This window comes from Enterobacter sp. S-33, from assembly GCF_028735835.1.
Taxonomy (GTDB): Bacteria; Pseudomonadota; Gammaproteobacteria; order Enterobacterales; family Enterobacteriaceae; genus Enterobacter; species Enterobacter vonholyi.
This window is the reverse complement of record NZ_CP117838.1, coordinates 1,657,150-1,680,952: the sequence shown is the minus strand read 5'-3', so window position 1 is coordinate 1,680,952 and position 23,803 is coordinate 1,657,150. Positions and strand designations below refer to the sequence as shown.

At 58.3% G+C, this 23,803-nt stretch carries 23 protein-coding genes and 1 tRNA gene; 13 read left to right on the top strand and 11 right to left on the bottom strand.

Annotation, left to right across the window (positions count from 1 at the left end; genetic code table 11):
* Nucleotides 1–26 precede the first annotated feature (26 nt).
* Nucleotides 27–887 (top strand): pirin family protein, encoded by an 861-nt coding sequence (locus PUP35_RS07860; RefSeq protein ID WP_274242561.1) that lies wholly within the window; start codon nucleotides 27–29, stop codon nucleotides 885–887.
* Nucleotides 888–1,115: 228 nt separating this feature from the next.
* Nucleotides 1,116–1,203, top strand: a tRNA-Ser gene (locus tag PUP35_RS07855).
* A gap of 190 nt (nucleotides 1,204–1,393) precedes the next feature.
* On the opposite strand, the gene phoH is transcribed toward PUP35_RS07855, so the two are convergent.
* From phoH to efeU, 4 genes are all read right to left on the bottom strand, one after another.
* Nucleotides 1,394–2,182: a phosphate starvation-inducible protein PhoH gene (gene phoH, locus PUP35_RS07850; RefSeq protein WP_024908976.1), complete on the bottom strand. Its 789-nt coding sequence runs from the start codon at nucleotides 2,180–2,182 to the stop codon at nucleotides 1,394–1,396.
* Nucleotides 2,183–2,682: 500 nt separating this feature from the next.
* Entirely contained in the window at nucleotides 2,683–3,966 is a 1,284-nt protein-coding gene (efeB, locus tag PUP35_RS07845; protein ID WP_127730355.1) for an iron uptake transporter deferrochelatase/peroxidase subunit, read from the bottom strand.
* A gap of 5 nt (nucleotides 3,967–3,971) precedes the next feature.
* Nucleotides 3,972–5,099 carry an iron uptake system protein EfeO gene (gene efeO, locus PUP35_RS07840; protein WP_111964488.1) on the bottom strand — a complete coding sequence of 376 codons (1,128 nt, stop codon included), beginning with the start codon at nucleotides 5,097–5,099 and terminating at the stop codon, nucleotides 3,972–3,974.
* Between the two features lie 41 nt (nucleotides 5,100–5,140).
* The gene (gene efeU, locus PUP35_RS07835) at nucleotides 5,141–5,974 is read right to left on the bottom strand and encodes an iron uptake transporter permease EfeU (RefSeq protein WP_271367584.1); all 834 of its coding nucleotides are present in this window, start codon (nucleotides 5,972–5,974) and stop codon (nucleotides 5,141–5,143) included.
* 251 nt (nucleotides 5,975–6,225) lie between these two features.
* On the opposite strand from efeU, the gene PUP35_RS07830 reads away from it, so the two are divergent.
* Nucleotides 6,226–7,410 carry a NupC/NupG family nucleoside CNT transporter gene (locus PUP35_RS07830; protein WP_127730349.1) on the top strand — a complete coding sequence of 395 codons (1,185 nt, stop codon included), beginning with the start codon at nucleotides 6,226–6,228 and terminating at the stop codon, nucleotides 7,408–7,410.
* Between the two features lie 70 nt (nucleotides 7,411–7,480).
* Here the strand turns inward: PUP35_RS07830 and PUP35_RS07825 are convergent, their stop codons facing one another.
* Together PUP35_RS07825 and putP are read right to left on the bottom strand one after the other, a co-directional pair.
* Nucleotides 7,481–7,900 (bottom strand): DUF3574 domain-containing protein, encoded by a 420-nt coding sequence (locus tag PUP35_RS07825; protein ID WP_032648964.1) that lies wholly within the window; start codon nucleotides 7,898–7,900, stop codon nucleotides 7,481–7,483.
* A gap of 117 nt (nucleotides 7,901–8,017) precedes the next feature.
* On the bottom strand, nucleotides 8,018–9,526 hold the full coding sequence (gene putP, locus PUP35_RS07820; protein WP_274242553.1) for a sodium/proline symporter PutP: 1,509 nt from the start codon (nucleotides 9,524–9,526) through the stop codon (nucleotides 8,018–8,020).
* 423 nt (nucleotides 9,527–9,949) lie between these two features.
* Here putP and putA point away from each other — a divergent pair, with 423 nt between their 5' ends.
* Both putA and PUP35_RS07810 read left to right on the top strand, forming a co-directional pair.
* Nucleotides 9,950–13,912 carry a trifunctional transcriptional regulator/proline dehydrogenase/L-glutamate gamma-semialdehyde dehydrogenase gene (gene putA, locus PUP35_RS07815; protein WP_274242551.1) on the top strand — a complete coding sequence of 1,321 codons (3,963 nt, stop codon included), beginning with the start codon at nucleotides 9,950–9,952 and terminating at the stop codon, nucleotides 13,910–13,912.
* 51 nt (nucleotides 13,913–13,963) lie between these two features.
* The gene (locus PUP35_RS07810; RefSeq protein ID WP_115874700.1) at nucleotides 13,964–14,359 is read left to right on the top strand and encodes a lysozyme inhibitor LprI family protein; all 396 of its coding nucleotides are present in this window, start codon (nucleotides 13,964–13,966) and stop codon (nucleotides 14,357–14,359) included.
* On the opposite strand, the gene rutR is transcribed toward PUP35_RS07810, so the two are convergent.
* Nucleotides 14,356–14,994, bottom strand: a complete 639-nt coding sequence (gene rutR, locus PUP35_RS07805) for an HTH-type transcriptional regulator RutR (RefSeq protein WP_025912986.1) — start codon at nucleotides 14,992–14,994, stop codon at nucleotides 14,356–14,358. The genes PUP35_RS07810 and rutR overlap by 4 nt on opposite strands.
* Nucleotides 14,995–15,239: 245 nt before the next feature.
* Here rutR and rutA point away from each other — a divergent pair, with 245 nt between their 5' ends.
* From rutA to rutG, 7 genes are read left to right on the top strand one after another with little or no spacing between them, the layout of a single operon-like run.
* Nucleotides 15,240–16,331 (top strand): pyrimidine utilization protein A, encoded by a 1,092-nt coding sequence (gene rutA / locus PUP35_RS07800; protein ID WP_274242548.1) that lies wholly within the window; start codon nucleotides 15,240–15,242, stop codon nucleotides 16,329–16,331.
* Complete coding sequence (gene rutB / locus PUP35_RS07795) at nucleotides 16,331–17,020, top strand: pyrimidine utilization protein B (RefSeq protein ID WP_274242545.1); 690 nt, start codon at nucleotides 16,331–16,333, stop codon at nucleotides 17,018–17,020. Before rutA ends, rutB begins: the two co-directional genes overlap by 1 nt.
* 11 nt (nucleotides 17,021–17,031) lie before the next feature.
* Nucleotides 17,032–17,418, top strand: coding sequence for a pyrimidine utilization protein C (gene rutC, locus PUP35_RS07790; RefSeq protein WP_274242544.1), 387 nt, complete (start codon nucleotides 17,032–17,034; stop codon nucleotides 17,416–17,418).
* 7 nt (nucleotides 17,419–17,425) lie between these two features.
* The gene (rutD, locus tag PUP35_RS07785) at nucleotides 17,426–18,226 is read left to right on the top strand and encodes a pyrimidine utilization protein D (protein ID WP_274242542.1); all 801 of its coding nucleotides are present in this window, start codon (nucleotides 17,426–17,428) and stop codon (nucleotides 18,224–18,226) included.
* 9 nt (nucleotides 18,227–18,235) lie between these two features.
* The gene (locus PUP35_RS07780; protein ID WP_111964497.1) at nucleotides 18,236–18,826 is read left to right on the top strand and encodes a malonic semialdehyde reductase; all 591 of its coding nucleotides are present in this window, start codon (nucleotides 18,236–18,238) and stop codon (nucleotides 18,824–18,826) included.
* Nucleotides 18,827–18,835: 9 nt separating this feature from the next.
* Nucleotides 18,836–19,330 carry an NADH-dependent FMN reductase RutF gene (gene rutF / locus PUP35_RS07775; RefSeq protein ID WP_111964498.1) on the top strand — a complete coding sequence of 165 codons (495 nt, stop codon included), beginning with the start codon at nucleotides 18,836–18,838 and terminating at the stop codon, nucleotides 19,328–19,330.
* Nucleotides 19,331–19,351: 21 nt separating this feature from the next.
* Entirely contained in the window at nucleotides 19,352–20,674 is a 1,323-nt protein-coding gene (gene rutG, locus PUP35_RS07770) for a pyrimidine utilization transport protein G (RefSeq protein ID WP_274242537.1), read from the top strand.
* A gap of 73 nt (nucleotides 20,675–20,747) precedes the next feature.
* Here the strand turns inward: rutG and PUP35_RS07765 are convergent, their stop codons facing one another.
* The 4 genes from PUP35_RS07765 to PUP35_RS07750 form a co-directional block, all read right to left on the bottom strand.
* Nucleotides 20,748–21,269: a GNAT family N-acetyltransferase gene (locus PUP35_RS07765; protein ID WP_274242535.1), complete on the bottom strand. Its 522-nt coding sequence runs from the start codon at nucleotides 21,267–21,269 to the stop codon at nucleotides 20,748–20,750.
* 6 nt (nucleotides 21,270–21,275) lie between these two features.
* Nucleotides 21,276–21,545, bottom strand: coding sequence for a type II toxin-antitoxin system TacA family antitoxin (locus PUP35_RS07760; protein ID WP_115874695.1), 270 nt, complete (start codon nucleotides 21,543–21,545; stop codon nucleotides 21,276–21,278).
* A gap of 61 nt (nucleotides 21,546–21,606) precedes the next feature.
* Nucleotides 21,607–22,524: a DMT family transporter gene (locus PUP35_RS07755; protein WP_115874694.1), complete on the bottom strand. Its 918-nt coding sequence runs from the start codon at nucleotides 22,522–22,524 to the stop codon at nucleotides 21,607–21,609.
* A 117-nt stretch (nucleotides 22,525–22,641) separates the two neighbouring features.
* The gene (locus tag PUP35_RS07750; protein WP_023311077.1) at nucleotides 22,642–22,812 is read right to left on the bottom strand and encodes a general stress protein; all 171 of its coding nucleotides are present in this window, start codon (nucleotides 22,810–22,812) and stop codon (nucleotides 22,642–22,644) included.
* A gap of 391 nt (nucleotides 22,813–23,203) precedes the next feature.
* Here PUP35_RS07750 and wrbA point away from each other — a divergent pair, with 391 nt between their 5' ends.
* Nucleotides 23,204–23,800: an NAD(P)H:quinone oxidoreductase gene (gene wrbA, locus PUP35_RS07745; protein ID WP_274242531.1), complete on the top strand. Its 597-nt coding sequence runs from the start codon at nucleotides 23,204–23,206 to the stop codon at nucleotides 23,798–23,800.
* Nucleotides 23,801–23,803: the final 3 nt, after the last annotated feature.

Genomic DNA, 23,803 nt, shown 5'->3' with positions numbered 1-23,803 from the left:
CATCAACAGAACATCAGGAGTTAATCATGAAAAACGTAACAGGCGTTTATACCGCTCCCCGCCAGCACTGGGTTGGCGATGGTTTCCCGGTCCGTTCAATGTTTTCTTATCAGACGCACGGCGAGCCGCTCAGCCCGTTCCTGTTGCTGGACTACGCGGGCCCATATACCTTTCCTGCTGATGGCGCGAAACGCGGCGTAGGCCAACACCCTCACCGGGGTTTTGAAACGGTCACTATCGTCTATGCCGGTGAAGTGGAGCATCGCGACTCCACGGGTAAAGGCGGCGTCATTGGCCCTGGCGACGTGCAGTGGATGACCGCAGGGGCAGGCATTTTGCACGAGGAGTTCCACTCCAGCGCGTTCTCGCAGAAAGGCGGGGAACTGAAAATGATGCAGCTTTGGGTCAACCTGCCGGCGAAAGACAAGATGGCGGCCCCGGGCTACCAGAGCATCACGAAAGCCGACATCCCGGTGGTGACGCTGTCGGATAACAGCGGTTCGCTGCGAGTTATAGCCGGTCGCTACGACACGGTGACAGGCCCGGCGCACACCTTCTCGCCGCTTAACGTCTGGGACATCGCGCTGAACCAGGGATGCCATCTGACGCTCAATCAGCCTGAAGGCTGGAGCACGGCGCTGGTCGTGCTTGAAGGCAGCATCACGGTGAACGGTGCAACTCAGGCGGGTGAAGCCCAGCTGGTCGTATTGAGTCAGGAAGGTGACAAACTGCACCTGGAGGCGAACAGCGATGCAAAAGTGCTGCTGATGGCCGGCGAGCCGCTGAATGAACCGATCGTGGGCTATGGCCCGTTTGTGATGAACACTAAGAGTGAAATCAACGAAGCCATTCGCGATTTCAATTCCGGCCGCTTCGGCCAGATCTGAACGTAATAAAGGAGGACTGCCGCTGTGATCTCCGAGATCCAGCGCCCCCTTAAACCGTCAAGTTCTCGATTCACAGCGTTATCCCCTGCTCCACGGCGTAAAAACCGTGGAGCTGATTATTGCTTAACCGAACAGGTACTAAAGCTGAAAATCTGCTTGACCGTGTCAGCGCAACTCCCTATAGTAGCGCCCCGTTGCCCCCCAAGCGGTCAGGCAGCAAAACAATATGGTGAGGTGTCCGAGTGGCTGAAGGAGCACGCCTGGAAAGTGTGTATACGGCAACGTATCGGGGGTTCGAATCCCCCCCTCACCGCCATATTTGAGATGAGAGCTCGTACGAAAGTACGGGCTTTTTTTCTTTTATATTCTCCGAAAAGGGGGATGAGAATCCCCGACCGGGGTTCGACAACTGGCGCAGCCAGTTGGACAGACCGTGAGCGCAGCGAACAGGCTGCCCGCACAAAAAACAAAGCCCGGTTTCCCGGGCCTTGAACGCAACAGCAAACTCAGTAATACGCTTGCAGCGTGCGCTGGCAGAGCGCCGATCGCACGCAGTCCTCTTTGGTGAAACGTACCACCCCAATCATCTCATCTTCCTCAAAACGTGACATGGCGTCGCTCAGCCCGGACTTTACGCCGGACGGCAGGTCACACTGGGTAATATCGCCGTTAACGATAACCGTCACGTTCTCCCCGAGGCGCGTTAAAAACATCTTCATTTGCGCAGCGGTCACGTTCTGAGCCTCGTCAAGAATGACGACCGCATTTTCAAATGTACGTCCGCGCATATAGGCGAACGGCGCGATTTCCACCTTGCCAATCTCTGGCCGCAGGCAGTACTGCATGAAGGATGCACCCAGCCGCTTCACCAGCACGTCATAGACGGGCCTGAAGTACGGGGCAAACTTCTCCGAAATATCACCGGGCAAGAAGCCGAGATCTTCATCAGCCTGCAGTACCGGACGGGTAACAATGATTCTTTCCACGTCCTTATGGATCAGCGCTTCCGCCGCTTTGGCTGCACTGATCCAGGTTTTCCCGCATCCGGCTTCACCGGTTGCAAAGATGAGCTGTTTACTCTCGATAGCATTCAGGTAGTGCGCCTGAGCCTCATTGCGCGCCACAATTGGAGAATTATCACGGCTGTCTCGGGCCATGCCAATTGCTTCTACGCCACTCATCTGCACAAGCGAGGTGACCGATTCTTCTTCACGCTGTTTATGGCTACGTGAATCCCGTCTCAGCACACGTTTTGCTTCGCGACGAGCTTTGATCACTGCTTTTTGTCTTCCCATGGATAGCACCTTGAGTTGTTGGTATTCATCACACGCGCCAGCGTCGGCACGATTATGCGCACGAACATCAGAGGGTTGGCTTCCTTGTAAGCCATTGCTTGCACTATCGGATGACGATACGGAACAGCTACGCGCACCGTTCTGCACGTCGGTCGAATCAGATTCTTGAGGGAGGGGGGAAAATTTAGTGGTGAGGAAATCGCTGCCGGAGTCTGAGCCTCCGCGCCGGGTGCTGCGGTTGTTATGTTTACCTTGTCCAGTACAGGACGCAACCATTCGCGATCTCCATAGTGATTCAGCATCACTGCCGGGAACTACCGCTGTCTTATCTTAAGTACATCAGGAGTTATCATAAATGCAACATTTATTTTACCTGAATGCAACTTTTAGGACTGTCCCTACAGTTGAAATCAGTCTCATATAGAAATATTACATAAATATAACAGGAGGATAGTCATATGAAAAAATAATGTCCCTGCGAATCGTCGCAGGGACAATTATCAGGCTTCAATAAGACTCTGAGCGAGATACGCGCTGCTGTCGCGCACGCCCGGCAGGGCAAAGAAATAGCCTCCGCCGATAGGTTTAATGTACTCTTCCAGCGCCTCTCCGTTTAAGCGCTTCTGCACGGTGAGGAAGCCCTTTTCGAGATCGTGCTGGTAGCAGACGAACAGCAGCCCCATATCGAGCTGACCGGAGTTAGTCACGCCGAGCGAGTAGCTGTATCCCCGACGCATCATCAGGCTCGACTGCGTCTCTTTGGTGCGCGGATTGGCCAGACGAATGTGGCTGTCCAGCGCAATCACATCGCCATTAGGATCGCTGGCGTAGTCGGGCACGTCATGCTCGTTCTTCATGCCGAGCGGCGCGCCGCTTTGCTTATCGCGACCGAAGATCGTCTGCTGCTCTTTCAGCGGCGTGCGGTCCCAGAACTCCACGTGGAACTGAATAATGCGCACCGCCTGATAGCTGCCGCCCACCGCCCATGCCGGTTCGCCCTGATCGGCAGTGACCCACACCACCTCCTTCATGAGCGCACCATCGTGGCTGTCCGGATTGGCAGTGCCGTCCTTGAAGCCCAGCAGGTTCACCGGTGTCTCTTTCCCCTTGCTGCGGGCGGCGTGGTCCGAGATAAACCCTTCCCGCTTCCAGCGCACGCTCAGCAGATCCGGCGTGTGCTTGATGATGTCGCGCAGGGCGTGGATCACCGTATCCTGGGTGTTGGCACAAATTTGCAGAAGCAGGTCGCCATGACACAGCGCAGCGTCCAACGAGTCATTCGGGAAACGCGTCATTTTCTGCAGCGCTTTCGGCTTCTGTTTTGCCAGCCCATAGCGTGTATCAAACAGCGATTCCCCCAGCGAAACGGTAATGGTCAGGTTGTCAGGGGCGATAAACGGCCCCAGAATGCCGGAGTCCATTGGCGGCAGACGCGGGTTCGGCGTATCGGGCGCCGGTCCACCGGCGGTGAGAAACGCAATGCGCTTCGTCAGCAGGCGGAACAGACGTTCCAGATCGGCTTTATCGCTGGCCAGCGAATCAAAGGCCACCAGCATCATCGACGCCTGCTGCGGCGTCAGGATGCCCGCCTGATGCTCGCCATAAAACGGCTGCGTCTCCATGCGGGCATTGGGTGACAGCGTGCCGGGCGCGCTTTGCGGTTTCGCCGCGTGCGCTACCGGACACCCGCCAGCCAGAGCAAGCGCGCCCCCCAGCGCCCCTACCCCTTTTAACAACCGACGACGTGAAGGCTCAACCACGTCGTTCTCGCTATGCTTATTCATCGTGCTTAGTCCAGACCCAGTACGCCACGCAGCAGGGAGAGATCTTCCGCCAGGGCGGTAATCGGGCCTTTCAGCGCGTTACGGTCGGCGTCGGTCAGCTTGTCGTAGGTCTCAAACCCGTCTTTGGTGCGGTACTTCGCCAGGATGGTGTCGACTTTTTTGAAGTTGGCATCCACCTTGCCCAGCAGCTCGCCGTTCTCTTTCTGCAGCTGAGGACGCAGGAGGTTAACGATTTTCTGCGCGCCGTCGACGTTGGCCTGGAAGTCCCACAGATCGGTATGGCTATAGCGATCCTCTTCGCCGCTGATTTTGCTCGCGGCCACTTCTTCAATCAGGCCGGCCGCGCCGCCCACCACTTTTGACGGCGGGAAGGCCAGCTCGCTGATGCGCTTTTGCAGCTCCAGCACGTCGCCGTTCAGCTGCTCAGCGTATTTCTCCATCCCTTTGGTGGAGTTGTCGCCAAACAGGGCTTTCTCCAGACGGTGGAAACCGGTGAATTTCGGATCGGCGGCCTTCTGCTCGAAATCATCTTCGCGGGCGTCGATGCTGCCATCAAGGTCAGAGAACAGCTCGGCGATCGGCTCAATGCGCTCGTAGTGCTGACGTGTTGGCGCATAGAGGGATTTCGCTTTTTCGATGTCACCGGCCTTCACCGCATCGGTAAAGGCTTTGGTTGCCGCTGCCAGATCCGCCGTCTCTTTCGTGACGTACGCTTTATACGCGGTAATCGCATCGCCCAGGCTCAGCACCGCAGCGCCTTTCGCCGCATCGGCCGTCGCTTCGCCTTTGACGATAAGCTTACCTTTCGGGTTAGTCAGCAGGCCGCAGGTCATTTCATACTCGCCCGGCTGCAGGTTGGCGGTCATCTTCTGGCTGAAGCCAGGAGCGATATTTTCACGCTCTTCCACCACCAGAACGCCTTTAAGGATCTCCCATTCCAGCGCCTTCTGGCTGTGGTTCTGAATAATAAACTGGGTTTTGCCGCTATTCACCGTGAGGGTCATCGGCTCACACTGCTTATCATTAACGGTGACTTTAACCTGAGGAACATCCGCGCCCCAGGCGGAGAATGCAGAAGCGAACAGCGCGGCAATGCCTGCGCATAACGCACTACGACGGAACTGAATTGCCATGACTCTTCCCTTTAAAAAGTATGTTGTAACTAAATCAACTATTATGGCGTAACGCGAGACGCCTGCGTGCTGGTACGCGGCGGCATTGCGAACAGCACCAGCGCCGGAACCAGATAGATAAAGTAAATCGCCACTTCGCTGACGCTCGGCGTTTCCTGATAGCCGAAGATACCTTCGAGCAGAGTGCCGGTCAGAGAGTGCGTGGAGAGCACGTTGCTAAGGTCGAACGCGACGTCCTGGAAGTGGTTCCACAGGCCCGCTTCATGGAAGGCGCGAATCGCCCCTGCCGCCAGCCCTGCCGCCACCAGCAGAATAAACAGGCTGGTCCACTTGAAGAAAGCGCCCAGGTTCAGGCGGATACCGCCCCAGTACAGCAGGAAACCAAGCACCACGGCCGTGGCGAGACCCAGCATGGCCCCGAGCGGCGGCCAGATCCCCACATCCTGCTGAAACGCCGCCAGCAGAAAGAAAACGGACTCCAGGCCTTCACGCGCGACGGCGAAAAAGACCATCATAATGAGCGCCCAGCCGTGGTTGTTCCCCTTCTGCAGCGCGTTATCCACCGCCTGCTCCAGCTGCACCTTCACGTTACGCGAGACTTTACGCATCCAGAACACCATCCAGGTGAGGATCACCACCGCAATCACGGCGACGATACCTTCAAACAGCTCCTGCTCTTTCTGCGGGAACTCGCCGGTGGTTTCGTTGATGAGGACACCTAAGCCCAGGCAGAGCGCCGCGGCAAGGAATACCCCGACCCACATGACGCCAATCCAGCGTCCGCGCTGGGTTCGCTTCAGATAACTGGCGATGAGGCTCACGATAAGGGCGGCTTCGAGCCCTTCACGTAACATAATGAGAAATGGAACAAACATGCCGACACCTTAAATGTTTATCGCGGTCAACTGATGCAAAGAAAGGTAAATTCTTGTGATAGTGATTATCATTACGGCGAAAAGAAAAACAAGCGAAATGTGCGGTGTTTTGATAACGAGTTGTAAACGCCCAGCCTGATAATAGTTACATACGTTATCGTTAAGTTTATAAGTTATAACGAAAATGCCCATTTACGCTGATTCAGGGCTGTGGCTAAATATCCGCCTCAAACACCTGGTGAAAATAAATTATGTTTAAAATTGTCCATTTCCTGCTGGCGCTGGTGATTATTCTCGCGCTTGCCTGGCTGGTAAGTTTCGACCGCCGAAAAATTCGCATTCGTTTTGTTTTACAGCTGATTGTCATTGAAATTGCCCTGGCGTTCTTTTTCCTGCACGCCGAAAGCGGGTTATTCCTGATTAAATACGTCTCGGGATTTTTTGAGTCACTGCTCAAATTTGCCGGCGAAGGCACCAATTTCGTCTTTGGCGGTATGGGTGAAAAAGGGCTGGCGTTCATTTTCCTCGGCGTGCTTTGCCCAATTATTTTTATTTCCGCGCTGATTGGTATTCTTCAGCACTGGCGGATCCTGCCGATTTTTATTCGGGTGATCGGTACGCTGCTGTCGAAACTGAACGGCATGGGTAAGCTGGAATCCTTTAACGCGGTTAGCTCGCTGATTCTCGGCCAGTCGGAAAACTTCATTGCCTACAAAGGCGTGCTGGGGGATCTCTCTTCCCGTCGTCTCTTCACCATGGCAGCCACGGCGATGTCGACGGTCTCCCTGTCGATTGTCGGCGCGTATATGACCATGCTCGACGCCAAATTTGTCGTCGCGGCGCTGATTCTGAACATGTTTAGCACCTTTATTATTCTTTCGGTCATCAACCCGGCACGCCCGGAAGCGGAGCCGGATATCAAGCTGGAAAAACTGCATGAATCGCAGAGCTTCTTCGAAATGCTCGGCGAGTATATTCTGGCCGGTTTTAAAGTGGCGATGATTATTCTGGCCATGCTGATTGGCTTTATCGCGCTTATTAGCGCCGTTAATGCCCTCTTCTCCAGCGTATTTGGCATGAGCTTCCAGCAGATCCTGGGCTATGTATTTTATCCCCTGGCATGGCTGGTGGGTATTCCGCTGGGTGACGCCCTGAACGCGGGCAGTATTATGGCGACCAAGCTGGTGGCGAATGAATTTGTGGCGATGATTGAGCTGCAAAAAATCGCTCATCAAATGTCCCCGCGCGGGCTGGGGATTTTATCCGTCTTCCTGGTGTCGTTCGCGAACTTCGCATCCATCGGCATTGTGGCCGGAGCGATTAAGGGTCTTAACGAGCAGCAGGGGAACGTGGTGTCGCGTTTCGGTCTGCGTCTGGTGTATGGAGCAACGCTGGTAAGTTTGCTATCGGCGAGCTTTGCGGGGTTGGTGCTCTGATGCAATGCCGGGTGGCGCGCAGCGATCACGGCCTACAAAACAACAACGGCGGGAATTCCCGCCGTTTTCATTAAAACTGCACGCACACCGGCTGGTCGACACGCATCACCGACTCCTGCGCGAAGCGTGACTTATAAATCCCGCGCAACGCTTCGATGTTCTTCTCGCTCTGCGCATCTTTTCCATGGATCAGCATCAGCGCCTTGCTCGGTTCGCGCGCCACTTTCCCGTCGTTCCCCAGCCACTGCCCGCGCGCGTCAAACACCGTTAAGCCATCGCGAAAGCGTGGCGTCACGTCCTGGTCAACAAACTGCTGCCACTCGTTGCTGGTAATCTGCGCCCCGGCAGGACGGTTTAAGCCGAAATAGAGCGTGGTTTGCTGCATCTGGTTATCCGCTTTGCAGGTCTCCACCGCAGCATGCTGCGATGGCGCGTTGCAGCCCGCCAGCATCAATAATGCCGCCGCCATTAACCCTGTTTTGATTGTCATGCTTCGCTATCCTCATTGTTATAAGCACATGGATATCACAGGAAATTACGGATTTTGGCAAGAAAAAAGCCGGGTGGCGCTTGCGCTCACCCGGCCTGTATTGTGCAGCGAGAAAAATTATTCTGCCTGAAGCTTAGACGGCGGCGCAGTGTGGTAATGCGCGTCGGCTTCCGCAAAGCGTTTCTGCATGGAGGCAGACGGCGCTTTACCCAGCAGGCTGAACACCACGATGCCGATGCTGCCGAAGATGAAGCCAGGAATGATTTCATACAGGCCCAGCCAGGCGAACTGTTTCCAGACGATAACGGTCACCGCACCGATAATCATCCCCGCCAGCGCACCGTTACGGGTCATACGGGACCACATGACGGAGAACAGGACGACCGGACCAAATGCCGCACCGAAGCCCGCCCACGCGTAGCTAACAAGACCCAGCACGCGGTTCTCCGGGTTGGCAGCCAGCGCAATCGCCACCAGCGCAACCGCCAGCACCATGAAGCGCCCGACCCACACCAGCTCTTTCTGGCTTGCGTTTTTACGCAGGAAGGCCTTATAGAGGTCTTCGGTGATCGCACTGGAGCAGACCAGCAGCTGGCAGCTCAGGGTGGACATAACCGCCGCCAGGATCGCGGAGAGCAGAATACCGGCAATCCACGGGTTAAACAGAATTTGCGCCAGCTCGATAAACACGCGTTCTGCGTTCTGGTTCACCGCACCCGCCTGCGCCGGGTTGTTGCTGAAGTAGGCGATACCGAAGAAGCCAACAGCGCACGCGCCCGCCAGACACAGGATCATCCACGTCATACTGATGCGACGGGCATGTACGATGGTGTGGTGAGAATCCGCCGCCATAAAGCGCGCCAGAATGTGCGGCTGACCGAAGTAGCCCAGACCCCAGCCCATCAGGGAGACGATGGCCACGAAGTTCAGCCCTTTCAGCATGTCGACGTTTTCGATGCTCTTCTGCTTGATCACTTCCAGCGATTCGCCAAAGCCGCCAACGGTGAAAATCACAATCACCGGGGTCAGGATCAGGGCGAAGATCATCAGGCTCGCCTGCACGGTGTCGGTCCAGCTTACGGCCAGGAAACCGCCCACGAAGGTATAGAGGATGGTTGCCGCCGCACCGGCCCACAGGGCAGTTTCGTAGCTCATGCCGAAGGTGCTTTCGAACAGGCGCGCACCGGCCACGATGCCGGAGGCGCAGTAGATGGTGAAGAATACCAGGATCACCACCGCCGAGATAATACGCAGCACGCGGCTGTTATCTTCAAAGCGTCCGGTGAAGTAATCCGGCAGCGTCAGAGCGTTGTTGTTGGCCTCGGTGTGCACGCGCAGACGGCCTGCCACCAGCTTCCAGTTGATCCACGCGCCGACGGTCAGACCGATGGCGATCCAGCTTTCAGAGATACCGGAGATGAAAATCGCGCCCGGCAGACCCATCAGCAGCCAGCCGCTCATGTCGGATGCGCCCGCGGAGAGCGCGGTCACCATCGGGCCTAAACTGCGTCCGCCCAGAATGTAGTCGTCAAAGTTCTTTGTAGAACGCCACGCCAAAAACCCTATCAGGATCATGCCAAAAATATAAACGAGAAATGTCACCAGCATCGGTGTGCTAATAGCCATTCAAATTCTCCAAAAGTGTCGAGCGACAACCGTCCGGGTTGCCTTGTTATATGATCACCGGAACGAGGTGACGGTATCTTGTGTTTCGGTTGGGCGCGCTATCCTGCCGTATGCGCCCTCCGCTGACAAACGATTTAACACTGCATTTACATCAATTTCATCCCCGGTTTGATACGAGTTTCCTATAGGTTGCACTCGCTCACGCTTTTACGGGTTGCACCTTTGAAAAGTGTTAACTTCCGCATAAAACCAGGCTTTCCGCGACAAAGCCAGCACGTTTTTCCAGCTAACCATTCGTTAACAATCCATTCATTTTCTGGGTTGCAAACCAGGTCACATTTAACACGGTTGCACAAAGTTGCAACATGGGGGATATTTCACGCTATCTACAGAACGCTATTACAGAACAACAGGAGCTTTGGCATGGGTATGACCACCATGGGGGTTAAGCTGGATGACGCGACCCGCGAACGGATTAAGACCGCAGCAACCCGCATTGACCGCACGCCGCACTGGTTAATTAAGCAGGCGATTTTTAACTATCTCGAAAGACTCGAGAGCGATGAGGGCCTGCCGGAGCTGCCTGCCCTGCTCGCCGGTGCCGCCAATGAAAGCGAAGAGGCGCCGGCCGCTGGCGACGAAAGCCATCAGCCGTTCCTTGAATTTGCCGAGCAGATCCTGCCGCAGTCCGTCAGCCGCGCCGCCATTACCGGCGCCTACCGCCGCGCCGAAACCGACGCCGTGCCGATGCTGCTTGAGCAGGCTCGCCTGCCTGACGCCATTACCGCACAGGCGCACAGCCTGGCGTATCAGTTAGCCGACAAGCTGCGCAACCAGAAAACCGCCACCGGCCGCGCCGGAATGGTTCAGGGTTTGCTGCAGGAGTTCTCCCTCTCCTCTCAGGAAGGCGTGGCGCTGATGTGCCTGGCGGAAGCGCTGCTGCGTATTCCGGATAAAGCCACCCGCGACGCGCTGATCCGCGACAAGATCAGCAACGGCAACTGGCATTCGCACATTGGCCGCAGCCCGTCGCTGTTCGTTAACGCGGCAACCTGGGGCCTGCTGTTTACTGGCAAACTGGTTTCGACCCATAACGAAGCCAACCTGTCACGCTCCCTGAACCGCATCATCGGCAAGAGCGGCGAGCCGCTGATCCGCAAGGGCGTGGACATGGCGATGCGCCTGATGGGCGAGCAGTTCGTCACCGGAGAAACCATTGCCGAAGCGCTGGCGAACGCCCGCAAGCTGGAAGACAAAGGTTTCCGCTATTCGTACGACATGCTCGGTGAAGCGGCCCTGACCGCCGCCGACGCGCAGGCCTACATGGTTTCTTACCAGCAGGCGATCCACGCCATTGGTAAAGCGTCCAACGGTCGCGGTATTTATGAAGGCCCGGGCATCTCGATAAAGCTCTCCGCCCTGCACCCGCGCTACAGCCGCGCGCAGTATGACCGGGTGATGGAAGAGCTCTACCCGCGCCTGAAGTCCCTGACCCTGCTGGCGCGCCAGTATGACATCGGCATCAACATCGACGCCGAAGAGGCCGACCGTCTGGAGATCTCCCTCGATCTGCTGGAAAAACTGTGCTTCGAGCCGGAGCTGGCAGGCTGGAACGGGATTGGCTTCGTTATCCAGGCCTACCAGAAGCGCTGCCCGTTCGTCATTGATTACCTGATTGACCTGGCCAGCCGCAGCCGCCGTCGCCTGATGATCCGTCTGGTGAAAGGGGCCTACTGGGACAGCGAAATCAAACGCGCCCAGATGGAAGGGCTGGAAGGCTATCCGGTCTATACCCGTAAGGTTTACACCGACGTCTCTTACCTCGCCTGCGCGAAAAAGCTGCTCGGCGTGCCGAACCTGATCTATCCGCAGTTCGCTACCCACAACGCCCACACCCTGGCGGCGATCTACAGTCTGGCCGGGCAAAACTACTATCCGGGCCAATACGAGTTCCAGTGCCTGCACGGCATGGGTGAACCGCTTTACGAGCAGGTGACCGGTAAAGTGGCGGACGGCAAGCTGAACCGCCCGTGCCGTATCTATGCTCCGGTGGGCACGCACGAAACCCTGCTGGCGTACCTGGTTCGTCGTCTGCTGGAAAACGGCGCGAACACCTCCTTCGTTAACCGCATCGCCGACACCACGCTGCCGCTCGACGAACTGGTCGCCGATCCGGTGCTGGCCGTTGAGAAGATGGCGGCGCAGGAAGGCCAGATTGGTCTGCCGCATCCAAAAATTGCCCTGCCGCGCGAGCTGTACGGCAAAGGCCGCGTCAACTCGGCGGGTCTGGATCTCGCCAACGAACACCGTCTGGCGTCCCTCTCCTCTGCCCTGCTCAACAGCGCGCTGCAGAAGTGGCAGGCCAAACCGATGCTGGAGCAGCCCGTTGATGACGGCGACATGCAGCCGGTCATCAACCCGGCAGAGCCAAAAGACATCGTCGGCTACGTGCGTGAAGCCACCGATGCGGAAGTGGATCAGGCGCTGGACAGCGCGGTGAATAACGCCCCTATCTGGTTCGCCACCCCGCCGCAGGAGCGCGCCGCCATTCTGGAACGCGCGGCGGTGCTGATGGAAGATCAGATGCAGTCGCTCATCGGCATTCTGGTGCGCGAAGCGGGTAAAACCTTCAGCAACGCCATCGCCGAAGTACGCGAGGCCGTCGACTTCCTGCACTACTACGCCGGTCAGGTGCGCGATGATTTCGATAACGAAACCCACCGTCCGCTGGGTCCGGTCGTCTGTATCAGCCCGTGGAACTTCCCGCTGGCGATCTTCACCGGCCAGATTGCCGCCGCCCTGGCCGCTGGCAACAGCGTGCTGGCAAAACCGGCGGAGCAGACCCCGCTGATTGCCGCGCAGGGCATCAACATTCTTCTGGAGGCAGGCGTACCGGCGGGCGTAGTCCAGCTGCTGCCGGGCCGCGGTGAAACCGTGGGCGCCAAACTGACCTCCGATAACCGCGTGCGCGGCGTGATGTTTACTGGTTCGACCGAAGTGGCATCGCTGCTGCAGCGCAATATTGCCACCCGTCTGGATGCGCAGGGTCGTCCTACTCCGCTTATCGCGGAAACCGGCGGCATGAACGCCATGATCGTTGACTCCTCCGCCCTCACCGAGCAGGTGGTGGTTGACGTCCTGGCCTCCGCCTTCGACAGCGCCGGTCAGCGCTGCTCCGCCCTGCGCGTGCTGTGCCTGCAGGATGACGTGGCGGACCACACGCTGAAGATGCTGCGCGGCGCGATGGCCGAATGCCGCATGGGCAACCCGGGCCGTCTCACCACCGACATCGGGCCGGTGATCGATGCGGAAGCCAAAGCCAATATTGAAAACCACATTCAGACCATGCGCGCGAAAGGCCGTCCGGTGTTCCAGGCGGTGCGAGACAACAGCGAAGACGCCCGCGAGTGGCGTTCCGGCACCTTTGTGCCGCCTACGCTTATCGAGCTGGCAAGCTTCGACGAGCTGAAAAAAGAGGTCTTCGGTCCGGTACTGCACGTGGTGCGCTACAACCGTAACAACCTCAACGAGCTGGTTGAGCAGATCAACGCCTCCGGCTATGGCCTGACGCTCGGCGTGCATACCCGTATCGACGAGACTATCGCGCAGGTGACCGGCAGCGCCAAAGTGGGCAACCTGTACGTTAACCGCAACATGGTTGGCGCGGTCGTGGGCGTACAGCCGTTCGGCGGTGAAGGCCTTTCCGGCACCGGTCCGAAAGCGGGCGGTCCGCTCTACCTGTACCGTCTGCTGGCGAACCGTCCGGAGAACGCGCTGGGCGTTACCCTGGCTCGCCAGGATGCGGAGTATCCGGTGGATGCGCAGCTGAAAACCGTGCTGACCCAGCCGCTGGAGGCGCTGATCGCCTGGGCGGAAAAACGTCCTGAACTGCGTGCTGTCGCACAGCAGTACGGCGAGCTGGCGCAGGCCGGTACGCAGCGTCTGCTTCCGGGTCCAACCGGCGAGCGCAACACCTGGACGCTGATGCCGCGCGAGCGCGTGCTGTGCGTGGCCGATAACGAGCAGGATGCGCTGGTGCAGCTGGCCGCCACGATGGCAACCGGCTGTGAAGTGCTGTGGCCGGAAGATGCGCTGCATCGCGATCTCGCCAAACAGCTGCCGAAGGCGGTCTCGGCCCGCATTCGCTTTGCGAAAGCCGATATCCTGCTGACCCAGCCGTTTGATGCGGTGATCTACCACGGTGATTCCGATCAGCTGCGCGAGCTGTGCGAGCAGGTTGCGGCCCGCAGCGGGGCGATTGTTTCGGTGCAGGGCTTTGCGCGCGGGGAAACCAACCTGCTGCTGGAGCGTCTGTACGTGGAGCGCTCGCTCAGCGTCAACACCGCGGCGGCGGGCGGTAACGCCAGCCTGATGACAATAGGTTAACGCTGTGCTAATAAGGCTCCGGAGACGGAGCCTTATTTTATTGGGGAATATATGAAACGATATCTTATCGCCAGTGCAGCGCTGCTGCTGAGCGCCAGCGCGCTGGCCGACGAGTGCGACAAAGCGACCACCCAGCTTGAACTGAATACCTGTAGCGCGCAGCAGTACCAGGCTGCCGATAAAAAGCTCAACCAGACGTACCAGGCGGCCGTTAAGCGTGCGGCAGCCCCTCAGCGAGATCTGCTGAAAAAAGCGCAGCAGGCGTGGATTACCCTGCGCGATGCGGACTGCGCGTTTATCGGTTCGGGTACGGAAGGCGGGAGCGTTCAGCCAATGATTGTTAACCAGTGCCTGGCTGAAAAAACCGTGGAGCGCGAAGCGTTTCTGGCCTCGCTGATGCAGTGTGAAGAGGGCGACTTAAGCTGCCCTCTCCCGCCGGCAAACTAACGTAGGCGGATCCCTTCAATAATCATCCGCTGCACGTTTTCCAGGGTGCTGTGGAAAAACGCTTCGTCCTGGAGCGTTTTTCCGGTCACCGCCTCGACCTGGGCCGCAAAGTCAGCGTAATGCTGGGTGGAGGCCCAAATCATAAAGATCAGATGATGCGGATCGACCGGGGCCAGCTTTCCGCTGGCAACCCATCCGGCGATAATGGCCGACTTGTCGTCCACCAGCTGTTTCAAATCTCCGGTCAGCTCCGCCTGCAACAGCGGAGCGCCCTGCAGCATCTCAAGACAAAACAGCCGTGATGCCTGCGGGTAATCGCGCGACACCTCCAGCTTCAGGCGAATGTACTCCCTGATCGCCACCAGCGGGGCCAGCTCTTCGCGGAACGCTTTCAGCGGCGCCAGCCAGATATCGAGGATCTGCTGCATCACCGCAACATACAGCGCCTCTTTCGACGGGTAATAGTAGAGCAGATTGGTTTTGGATACCCCGGACTGCTCCGCCACCTGCTCCAGGCGCGTGCCGTGAATACCAAACTGCGAAAATGTCTCCAGCGCCGCGCTGAGGATCGCCTGCTTCTTGGCGCTCACCGCCTGCGAACGTTTACCTGGTGTTTTCACTGCGCCTTGTGTCATTCCCGCTCTCCTTATTCTGCGTTGCCCTCAGCATAGCAAAACCCCCGTCTCACCACGACATCCTGCACTCCGATCGCGCATGAATGCCTGTTTTCTGTGCAATGTTTTTGACCAGTTAGTCCACATTTAGCTGCATCAATCCATCAACTCTTGATTAACACATTAATAACACTGCCATTTTCAAAACTGGCACTGCCTTTGCAAAATCACCGTTACACCTGCGACGTAATGAAGAGAGGTTCGTGATGAAAATTGGCGTATTTGTACCCATCGGCAACAACGGCTGGCTTATCTCGACCACTGCACCGCAATACATGCCGACCTTTGAGCTCAATAAAGCCATCGTGCAGAAAGCGGAGCACTACCATTTCGACTTTGCGCTTTCGATGATCAAGCTGCGCGGCTTTGGCGGCAAAACCGAATTCTGGGATCACAACCTGGAGTCCTTCACCCTGATGGCTGGGCTGGCGGCAGTCACCTCGCGGATCCAGATCTACGCCACCGCCGCCACGCTTACCCTGCCCCCGGCGATCGTTGCGCGCATGGCCTCCACCATTGACTCCATTTCCGGCGGACGCTTTGGCGTCAACCTGGTTACCGGCTGGCAAAAACCCGAGTACGAGCAGATGGGGCTCTGGCCGGGTGACGATTACTTCTCGCGTCGCTACGACTACCTGACCGAATACGTGCAGGTTCTGCGCGATCTGTGGGGTACCGGCAAAAGCGATTTTAAGGGTGACTTCTTCACCATGAACGACTGCCGCGTCAGCCCGCGGCCGTCGGTGCCGATGAAGGTGATTTGCGCCGGACAGAGCGACGCGGGGATGGAATTCTCCGCCAAATACGCCGACTTTAACTTCTGCTTCGGTAAAGGCGTTAACACGCCTGCCGCCTTCGCCCCGACCGCCGCTCGCATGAAAGAGGCCGCCGACAAAACCGGGCGCGACGTGGGCTCCTACGTGCTGTTCATGGTGATAGCAGATGAAACCGACGACGCCGCGCGCGCGAAATGGGAGCGCTATAAGGACGGCGCCGACGAGGAGGCCCTGAGCTGGCTTACCGAGCAGAGCCAGAAGGATACCCGCTCCGGGGCGGACACCAACGTGCGCCAGATGGCCGACCCGACCTCCGCCGTCAATATCAACATGGGCACGCTGGTCGGCTCGTACGCCAGCGTCGCCAGGATGCTGGACGAAGTGGCGGCCGTTCCCGGTGCGGAAGGCGTCCTGCTGACCTTCGATGACTTCCTCACCGGCGTGGAGACCTTCGGCGAGCGCATCCAGCCGCTGATGCAGTGCCGCGCCCACGTTCCTGCCGTCACGAAGGAGGTGGCGTAATGACAACCCTTAACGCACGCCCGGAAGCCATCACCTTCGCGCCACAGCAGAGCGCGCTGATCGTGGTGGACATGCAAAACGCCTACGCCAGCCAGGGCGGCTATCTGGACCTGGCGGGCTTCGACGTCTCCGCTACGCAGCCGGTGATCGCGAACATAAAAACCGCCGTCGCCGCCGCGCGCGCTGCGAGCATGCTCATCATCTGGTTCCAGAACGGCTGGGATGACCAGTACGTCGAGGCCGGTGGCCCCGGCTCGCCCAACTTCCACAAGTCGAACGCCCTGAAAACCATGCGCAAACGGCCCGAACTGCAGGGCAAGCTGCTGGCGAAAGGCGGCTGGGATTATCAGCTGGTGGATGAGCTGGTCCCGCAGGCGGGTGATATCGTCCTGCCCAAACCGCGCTACAGCGGCTTTTTCAACACGCCGCTCGACAGCCTGCTGCGCAGCCGGGGCATTCGCCACCTGGTCTTCACCGGCATTGCCACCAACGTCTGCGTGGAGTCGACCCTGCGCGACGGCTTTTTCCTCGAGTATTTTGGCGTGGTGCTGGAAGACGCGACCCATCAGGCCGGGCCGGAATTCGCCCAGAAGGCGGCCCTGTTCAATATCGAAACCTTTTTTGGCTGGGTCAGCAGCGTCGCCGAGTTCTGCGACGCCCTGAATCCCCCGCTCGCCCGTATCGCCTGAGGAGACATCTGATGCCGAAATCCGTAATCATCCCGCCGGGCACCAGCACGCCCATCGCCCCGTTTGCCCCCGGCACCCTTGCCGACGGCGTGGTGTATGTCTCCGGCACGCTGCCGTTTGATAAAGACAACAACGTGGTATTTATCAACGACCCAAAGGCGCAAACCCGCCACGTGCTGGAGACGATCAAAACCGTGATCGAAACGGCGGGTGGCACGATGGAGGACGTGACCTTCAACAGCATCTTTATCACCGACTGGAAAAATTACGCCGCGATTAACGAAATCTACGCGGAGTTCTTCCCCGGCGATAAGCCGGCCCGGTTCTGCATTCAGTGCGGCCTGGTGAAGCCGGAGGCGCTGGTTGAGATCGCCACCGTTGCGCACATCGCGAAGTGAGGCGGCCATGAAACTCTCCATCTCGCCGCCACCGTACGAAGGTGCCCCCGTGGTGGTCCTTATTTCCGGTCTCGGCGGCAGCGGCAGCTACTGGCTGCCCCAGCTGGCCGCGCTGGAACCGGAGTATCAGGTGGTGTGCTATGACCAGCGCGGAACGGGCAATAACCCCGACGTCCTGCCGGAAGGCTACAGCCTTGCAGAGATGGCGGACGAACTGGACCAGGCGCTGGCTGAGGCCGGTATTGCACGCTACTGCGTCGTCGGCCACGCGCTGGGGGCGCTGGTCGGCCTGCAGCTGGCTCTCGACAGGCCCGACGCCCTCACCGCGCTGGTGTGCGTCAACGGCTGGCTGACCCTCAACGCCCACACCCGCCGCTGCTTTCAGATCCGCGAGTGCCTGCTGCATTACGGCGGCGCCCAGGCGTGGGTCGAGGCGCAGCCGCTGTTTCTCTACCCGGCAGACTGGATGGCCGCTCGCGCTCCCCGCCTGGAGGCCGAAGAAGCGCTGGCGCTGGCCCACTTTCAGGGAAAAGCCAACCTGCTGCACCGGCTCAGCGCCCTGAAAAAGGCCGACTTCAGCCGCCATGCGGCGCGCATTCGCTGCCCGGTACAGATCATCTGTTCCGCCGACGACATGCTGGTGCCCTCTGTCTGCTCGTCTGAACTGCAGGCTGCGATCCCGAACAGCCACAGCGCGGTGATGCGCCAGGGCGGGCATGCCTGCAACGTCACCGAGCCGGACGCCTTTAACACCCTGCTGCTGAACGGGCTGGCCAGCCTGCTGCACAGCCCTGAACCCGCTTTATAAGGAGCTTTAATGAGCGAAGCCATTACCCCCGCCGCGCTGGAAACGCTGTTCACCGGCGCCCGCACCCATAACGGCTGGCAGGATATTGCCGTCAGCGACGAGACGCTGCGCGAAATCTACGACCTGATGAAATGGGGGCCAACCTCCGCCAACTGCTCCCCGGCGCGGATTGTGTTTGTGCGAAGCGCTGAGGGAAAAGAGAAGCTGCGCCCGGCGCTCTCCAGCGGCAACCTGGAGAAAACGCTTACCGCTCCGGTCACGGCGATTGTCGCCTGGGACGGTGAATTCTACGAGCGCCTGCCTGAGCTGTTCCCGCACGGCGATGCCCGAAGCTGGTTTACCGCAAGCCCCGCGCTGGCGGAAGAGACCGCCTTTCGCAACAGCTCGCTGCAGGCCGCCTACATGATTTTCGCCTGTCGCGCGCTGGGGCTGGATACCGGCCCGATGTCGGGCTTTGACCGCCAAAAGGTCGACGAGGCTTTTTTCACCGGCACGACGCTTAAAAGCAACCTGCTGATCAACATTGGCTACGGCGACCCGGGCAAACTTTACGGCCGCCTGCCGCGCCTGACCTTCGACGATGCCTGCGGGCTGGCGTAAGGAGCGATCATGACGACACCGGATAAGCAAACCTTTCGCGACGCCATGGCCTGCGTTGGCGCGGCGGTGAATATCATCACCACCGACGGCCCGGCGGGGATGGCAGGCTTCACCGCCAGCGCGGTGTGCAGCGTCACGGATTCACCGCCCACCCTGCTGGTGTGCCTGAACCGCGGCGCGTCCGTCTGGCCGACGTTCAGCGAAAATCGCACCCTTTGCGTGAATACCCTAAGCGCCGGACAGGAACCGCTCTCAAACCTCTTTGGCGGCAAAACGCCAATGGAAGAACGCTTCGCCGCCGCCCGCTGGCAAACGGGCGACACGGGCTGTCCGCGCCTGGAGGAGGCGCTGGCCTCGTTTGACTGCCGGATCAGCCAGGTGGTGAGCGTCGGTACGCACGACATTCTGTTTTGCGACATCGTTTCGATTATTCGCCACCCCGCGCCGCAAGGCCTGGTGTGGTTTGACCGCGGCTACCACGCGCTGATGCGACCCGCCTGTTAACCCGCTTTAAGGAGACAGACCATGTTCGGATTTCCCCACTGGCAGTTGAAATCGACCTCCACAGAAGCTGGCGTGGTCGCGCCGGATGAACGACTCCCGCTCGGGCAGACGATGGTGATGGGCGTCCAGCACGCGGTCGCCATGTTTGGCGCCACGGTATTGATGCCGATGCTGATGGGACTCGATCCCAACCTCTCTATTCTGATGTCGGGTATCGGTACCCTGCTGTTCTTTTTTGTCACCGGCGGGCGCCTGCCCAGCTATCTGGGATCCAGTGCCGCCTTTGTCGGCGTGGTCATCGCCACTACCGGGTTTAACGGCCAGGGAATCAACCCCAACCTGAGCGTGGCCCTCGGCGGCATCATCGCCTGCGGTCTGGTGTATACCCTGATAGGTCTGGTGGTGATGAAGATCGGCACGCGGTGGATCGAACGCATGATGCCTCCAGTTGTCACCGGCGCGGTGGTGATGGCGATTGGCCTGAACCTTGCGCCGATTGCGGTGAAAAGCGTCTCCGGCTCGCCCTTTGAAAGCTGGATGGCCGTCGTGACCGTGCTGTGCATCGGCCTGGTGGCGGTGTTTACGCGAGGCATGATCCAGCGGCTGCTGATCCTGGTCGGGTTGATTGTCGCCTGTCTGGTATATGCCCTGCTGGCAAACGTTTTTGGTCTCGGCAAGCCGGTTGATTTTACCCTGCTGCACCAGGCCGCCTGGTTCGGCCTGCCGAAAATCACCTCGCCCACCTTTAACACCCAGGCGATGATGCTTATCGCCCCCGTCGCCGTTATCCTGGTGGCGGAAAACCTGGGCCACCTGAAGGCGGTCGCGGGGATGACCGGGCGCAGTATGGATCCGTACATGGGCCGCGCTTTCGTCGGCGACGGGCTGGCGACCATGCTCTCCGGTTCCGTGGGCGGCAGCGGCGTCACCACCTATGCCGAAAACATCGGCGTGATGGCGGTAACCAAAGTCTACTCGACGCTGGTCTTTGTCGCGGCGGCGGTAATGGCGATGCTGCTCGGCTTCTCGCCGAAGTTCGGCGCGCTGATCCACACCATTCCGTCACCGGTCATCGGCGGGGCCTCAATCGTGGTGTTTGGGCTGATCGCCGTGGCTGGCGCGCGGATCTGGGTGCAGCATCGGGTCGATCTCAGCCAGAACGGCAACCTGATTATGGTGGCCGTTACGCTGGTGCTGGGCGCGGGCGATTTTGCCCTGACGCTGGGCGGGTTTACGATCGGCGGGATTGGCACGGCAACCTTCGGCGCGATCCTGCTTAACGCCCTGCTGAGCCGCCGGATGGCCGCTGCGCCGCAGGGCGAGGTGGTGCGTCAGGAGTCGTGAAATCTGAATGTCGGGTGACGGCGATGCCTTACCCGACCTTTATGTTCGCTAAGAACACCTTTATGTCAGGCAATCACGCCTGCTCAAACAGTCGTTCGATAGATTTTGTAGGAAAGAAAAGAGAATGGCTGTTTTCATCCGTCAGCGGAATAAAGCCCTGCTTCAGATAAAATTGTTTTGCCTGGTCGTTGAGTACATCAACAAATATTCCGTGTACGCCCACCGCCTGCGATGCCAGATAGACAACCCGCATGGCATGCGTGACGAGCGTCGTTCCCCACTCCAGCCCCTGTAAGTCTTTATGTATCGCCAGACGTCCCAGCGTTACGCTCGGTACGTTGCTATAAGGGATCCGACGCTGCTGAGTCTTAGAAGGCAGCATCGCTTTTTCAAAGCAACTACCAGACAACGTGTAATAGCCCAGGACTCGCGGACCATCGCGATCTTTAAGCAAATAGCCTCGTAAAATACGCCCATTGTGCTGACGCACCAGATGTTCTGTGAGGAAGACATTTAGCGAGGGTTCACCACAATCGAAGTCCCTGAAATCATAGTCTTTTCCCTCTGAAAACATTTCGATCGTGAGATTATCCACGACGCTTCACTCCATGTTTCGAAGACGTTTCGCCGCTCGCATCAGGCGTTCATTTGGCTCTGGCGGATTCTCGATGGCATCCATCACGGCATTCCATGATGCTTCGTTTAATACGAGACGGCGGTGCTGCTCGATAACTTCCGCTGCCCGCTCTGACGCACTGTTCACCATAAACTGGGTGATCGTTTGGTTCGTCATCGCTGCCGCTTCTTCAATCATTGTTTTGTCTTCGTCCGTTAAGCGAAGATCGATACGCTGTTTTTTCAGTGCTGGCATGGTTTACTTCACCGTGTACGGTATTTATCCGTACACATCGTAGATAAACCCGTCTATTTTTTCAATCTAAACCTTCTTCAGCAGTCATGTCGCTCACCGGGCTCCGACGCTTTCTGAGCTTCAGCTCGCTCACCAGCACCCCGGCGACAATAAACGCCGCGCCCACCAGGGCCAGCAGCGGCAAACGCTCGCCGGCGAGTCGCCCGAAAATGCCTGCCCAGACCGGCTCACCGGTGTAGATCACCGTTGCCCGCGTCGGCGACACGCTGCGCTGCGCCCAGTTCATGGTGACCTGGATAATGGCGCTGAAGATACCCAGCCCCAGTGCGACTACCACCAGACCGGTGGACATCTGCGGCACGGACTCCCCTGCCGGAACCATCGTCGCAAAGGCCACCAGCGACGCCGTCGCGAGCTGCACCACCGTTACGCGTTTGACGTCGACCTTGCCCGCCCAGGCGCTAATCAGAATAATTTCCGCCGCAATGGCGATCGCCCCAATCAGGGTAATAATTTCGCCCGGCCCCAGCGCCAGCAGGTTATTTTCCGGCCCGGCCAGCAAAATCAGACCGATAAACGCCAGCACGATGCCAATACAGGACATCATCCCCGGCAGCCGACCCAGGCAGAGCCACTGCAGCAGCGGCACCAGGGGCACATACATGGCGGTGATAAATGCGGATTTGCTGCTGGAGATGGTCTGCAATCCCCACGTCTGGAGGCTGTAGCCCATCGCTATCGCCACCCCAATCGCCACGCCGGCCTTAAGCTCTTTCAGCGTCAGCCCCCTCAGCGTTTTAAGCGAAATTAGCCCCACGGCAAGCGCCGCCGTCGCAAAGCGCAGGCCAACAAAAAAGAACGGATCGCTGAGGGTCACCGCGTACTGAACGGCCAGAAACGTCCCGCCCCAGAACATGGTGATGAGAATGAGGATGGCTTCCTGCGGTTTAACGGAGAATTTGAAGCGTGAGACAGACATGCGGCACCAGAAAGAGAAAACAATTCTGTAGTGTGCGTTGCCTTTGGTTACAGTTCAATGTTGCAGAAATAAAAAAACCGCCGGGAGATCCCGGCGGCAGAGGTTCAACCCGGCGTATTACTTACTGCTGCCGTGGCTGTTTTTCCCCCCTTTTTTACCAGCTTCTGATGCGCGCTGAGGGTCATTTTTAAAATTGCCCCCGCTGTGCTGGCCACCTTTACGACCTGCTTCTGATGCTCTTTCACGGTCTTCAGCGAAATTACCTGAACCACCACGATGGTTTGCCATCTCTAACCTCCAGAGTGTGAAACATTAGACATCATATTGCATTCAGTAAAAGAGGATTCTTTCACCTCGCGGCGCAAGGACGACGCCTCAATCTGTGCCGCGTGAAACTAAGCTTAGTGGACTGAGGCTGTCCGGCAAGCCAGAGGTAATATCCTGCAACATGATCTCAGTCTTTCGGATGAGATGACGCGGCGTGGATGCATAAGCCATTCTTATCATTTTAAAAATCCGCGCCTGGAAAGTTGTATCATTTTGCTACAAAGCCATTTTTCTACTCATGTTGTTATAAATCAAATAAATGGCGTTCATTTTTGCAGTCTGGCCGTGATGGCATATCTTTAAAAGAGCGCAGCGATCCGCTGTCAGAGAAACCAACGAGGAGTGAAGCAAAATGGCAAAAGTTCTGGTGCTCTATTATTCCATGTATGGACACATTGAAACCATGGCTCACGCGGTAGCAGAAGGTGCAAACAGGGTTGACGGCGTTGAGGTTGTGGTGAAACGCGTACCGGAAACCATGCAGGCGGAAGCCTTCATGAAAGCCGGGGGGAAAACGCAAAACGCCCCGGTCGCCACCCCGCAGGAGCTGGCGGATTATGATGCCATTATCTTCGGCACCCCGACCCGCTTCGGCAACATGTCAGGCCAGATGCGCACCTTCCTCGATCAAACCGGCGGGCTTTGGGCATCCGGGGCGCTCTACGGCAAACTCGCCAGCGTGTTCAGCTCTACCGGCACCGGCGGCGGTCAGGAGCAGACGATTACCTCAACCTGGACTACCCTTGCTCATCACGGGATGGTGATTGTGCCGATTGGCTACGGCGCGCAGGAGCTGTTTGACATTTCCCAGGTGCGTGGCGGTACGCCGTACGGCGCAACCACCATTGCCGGTGGGGATGGCTCACGTCAGCCAAGCAATGAAGAACTGTCTATCGCCCGCTATCAGGGTGAATACGTCGCGGGTCTGGCCAAAAAACTGAACGGCTAACAC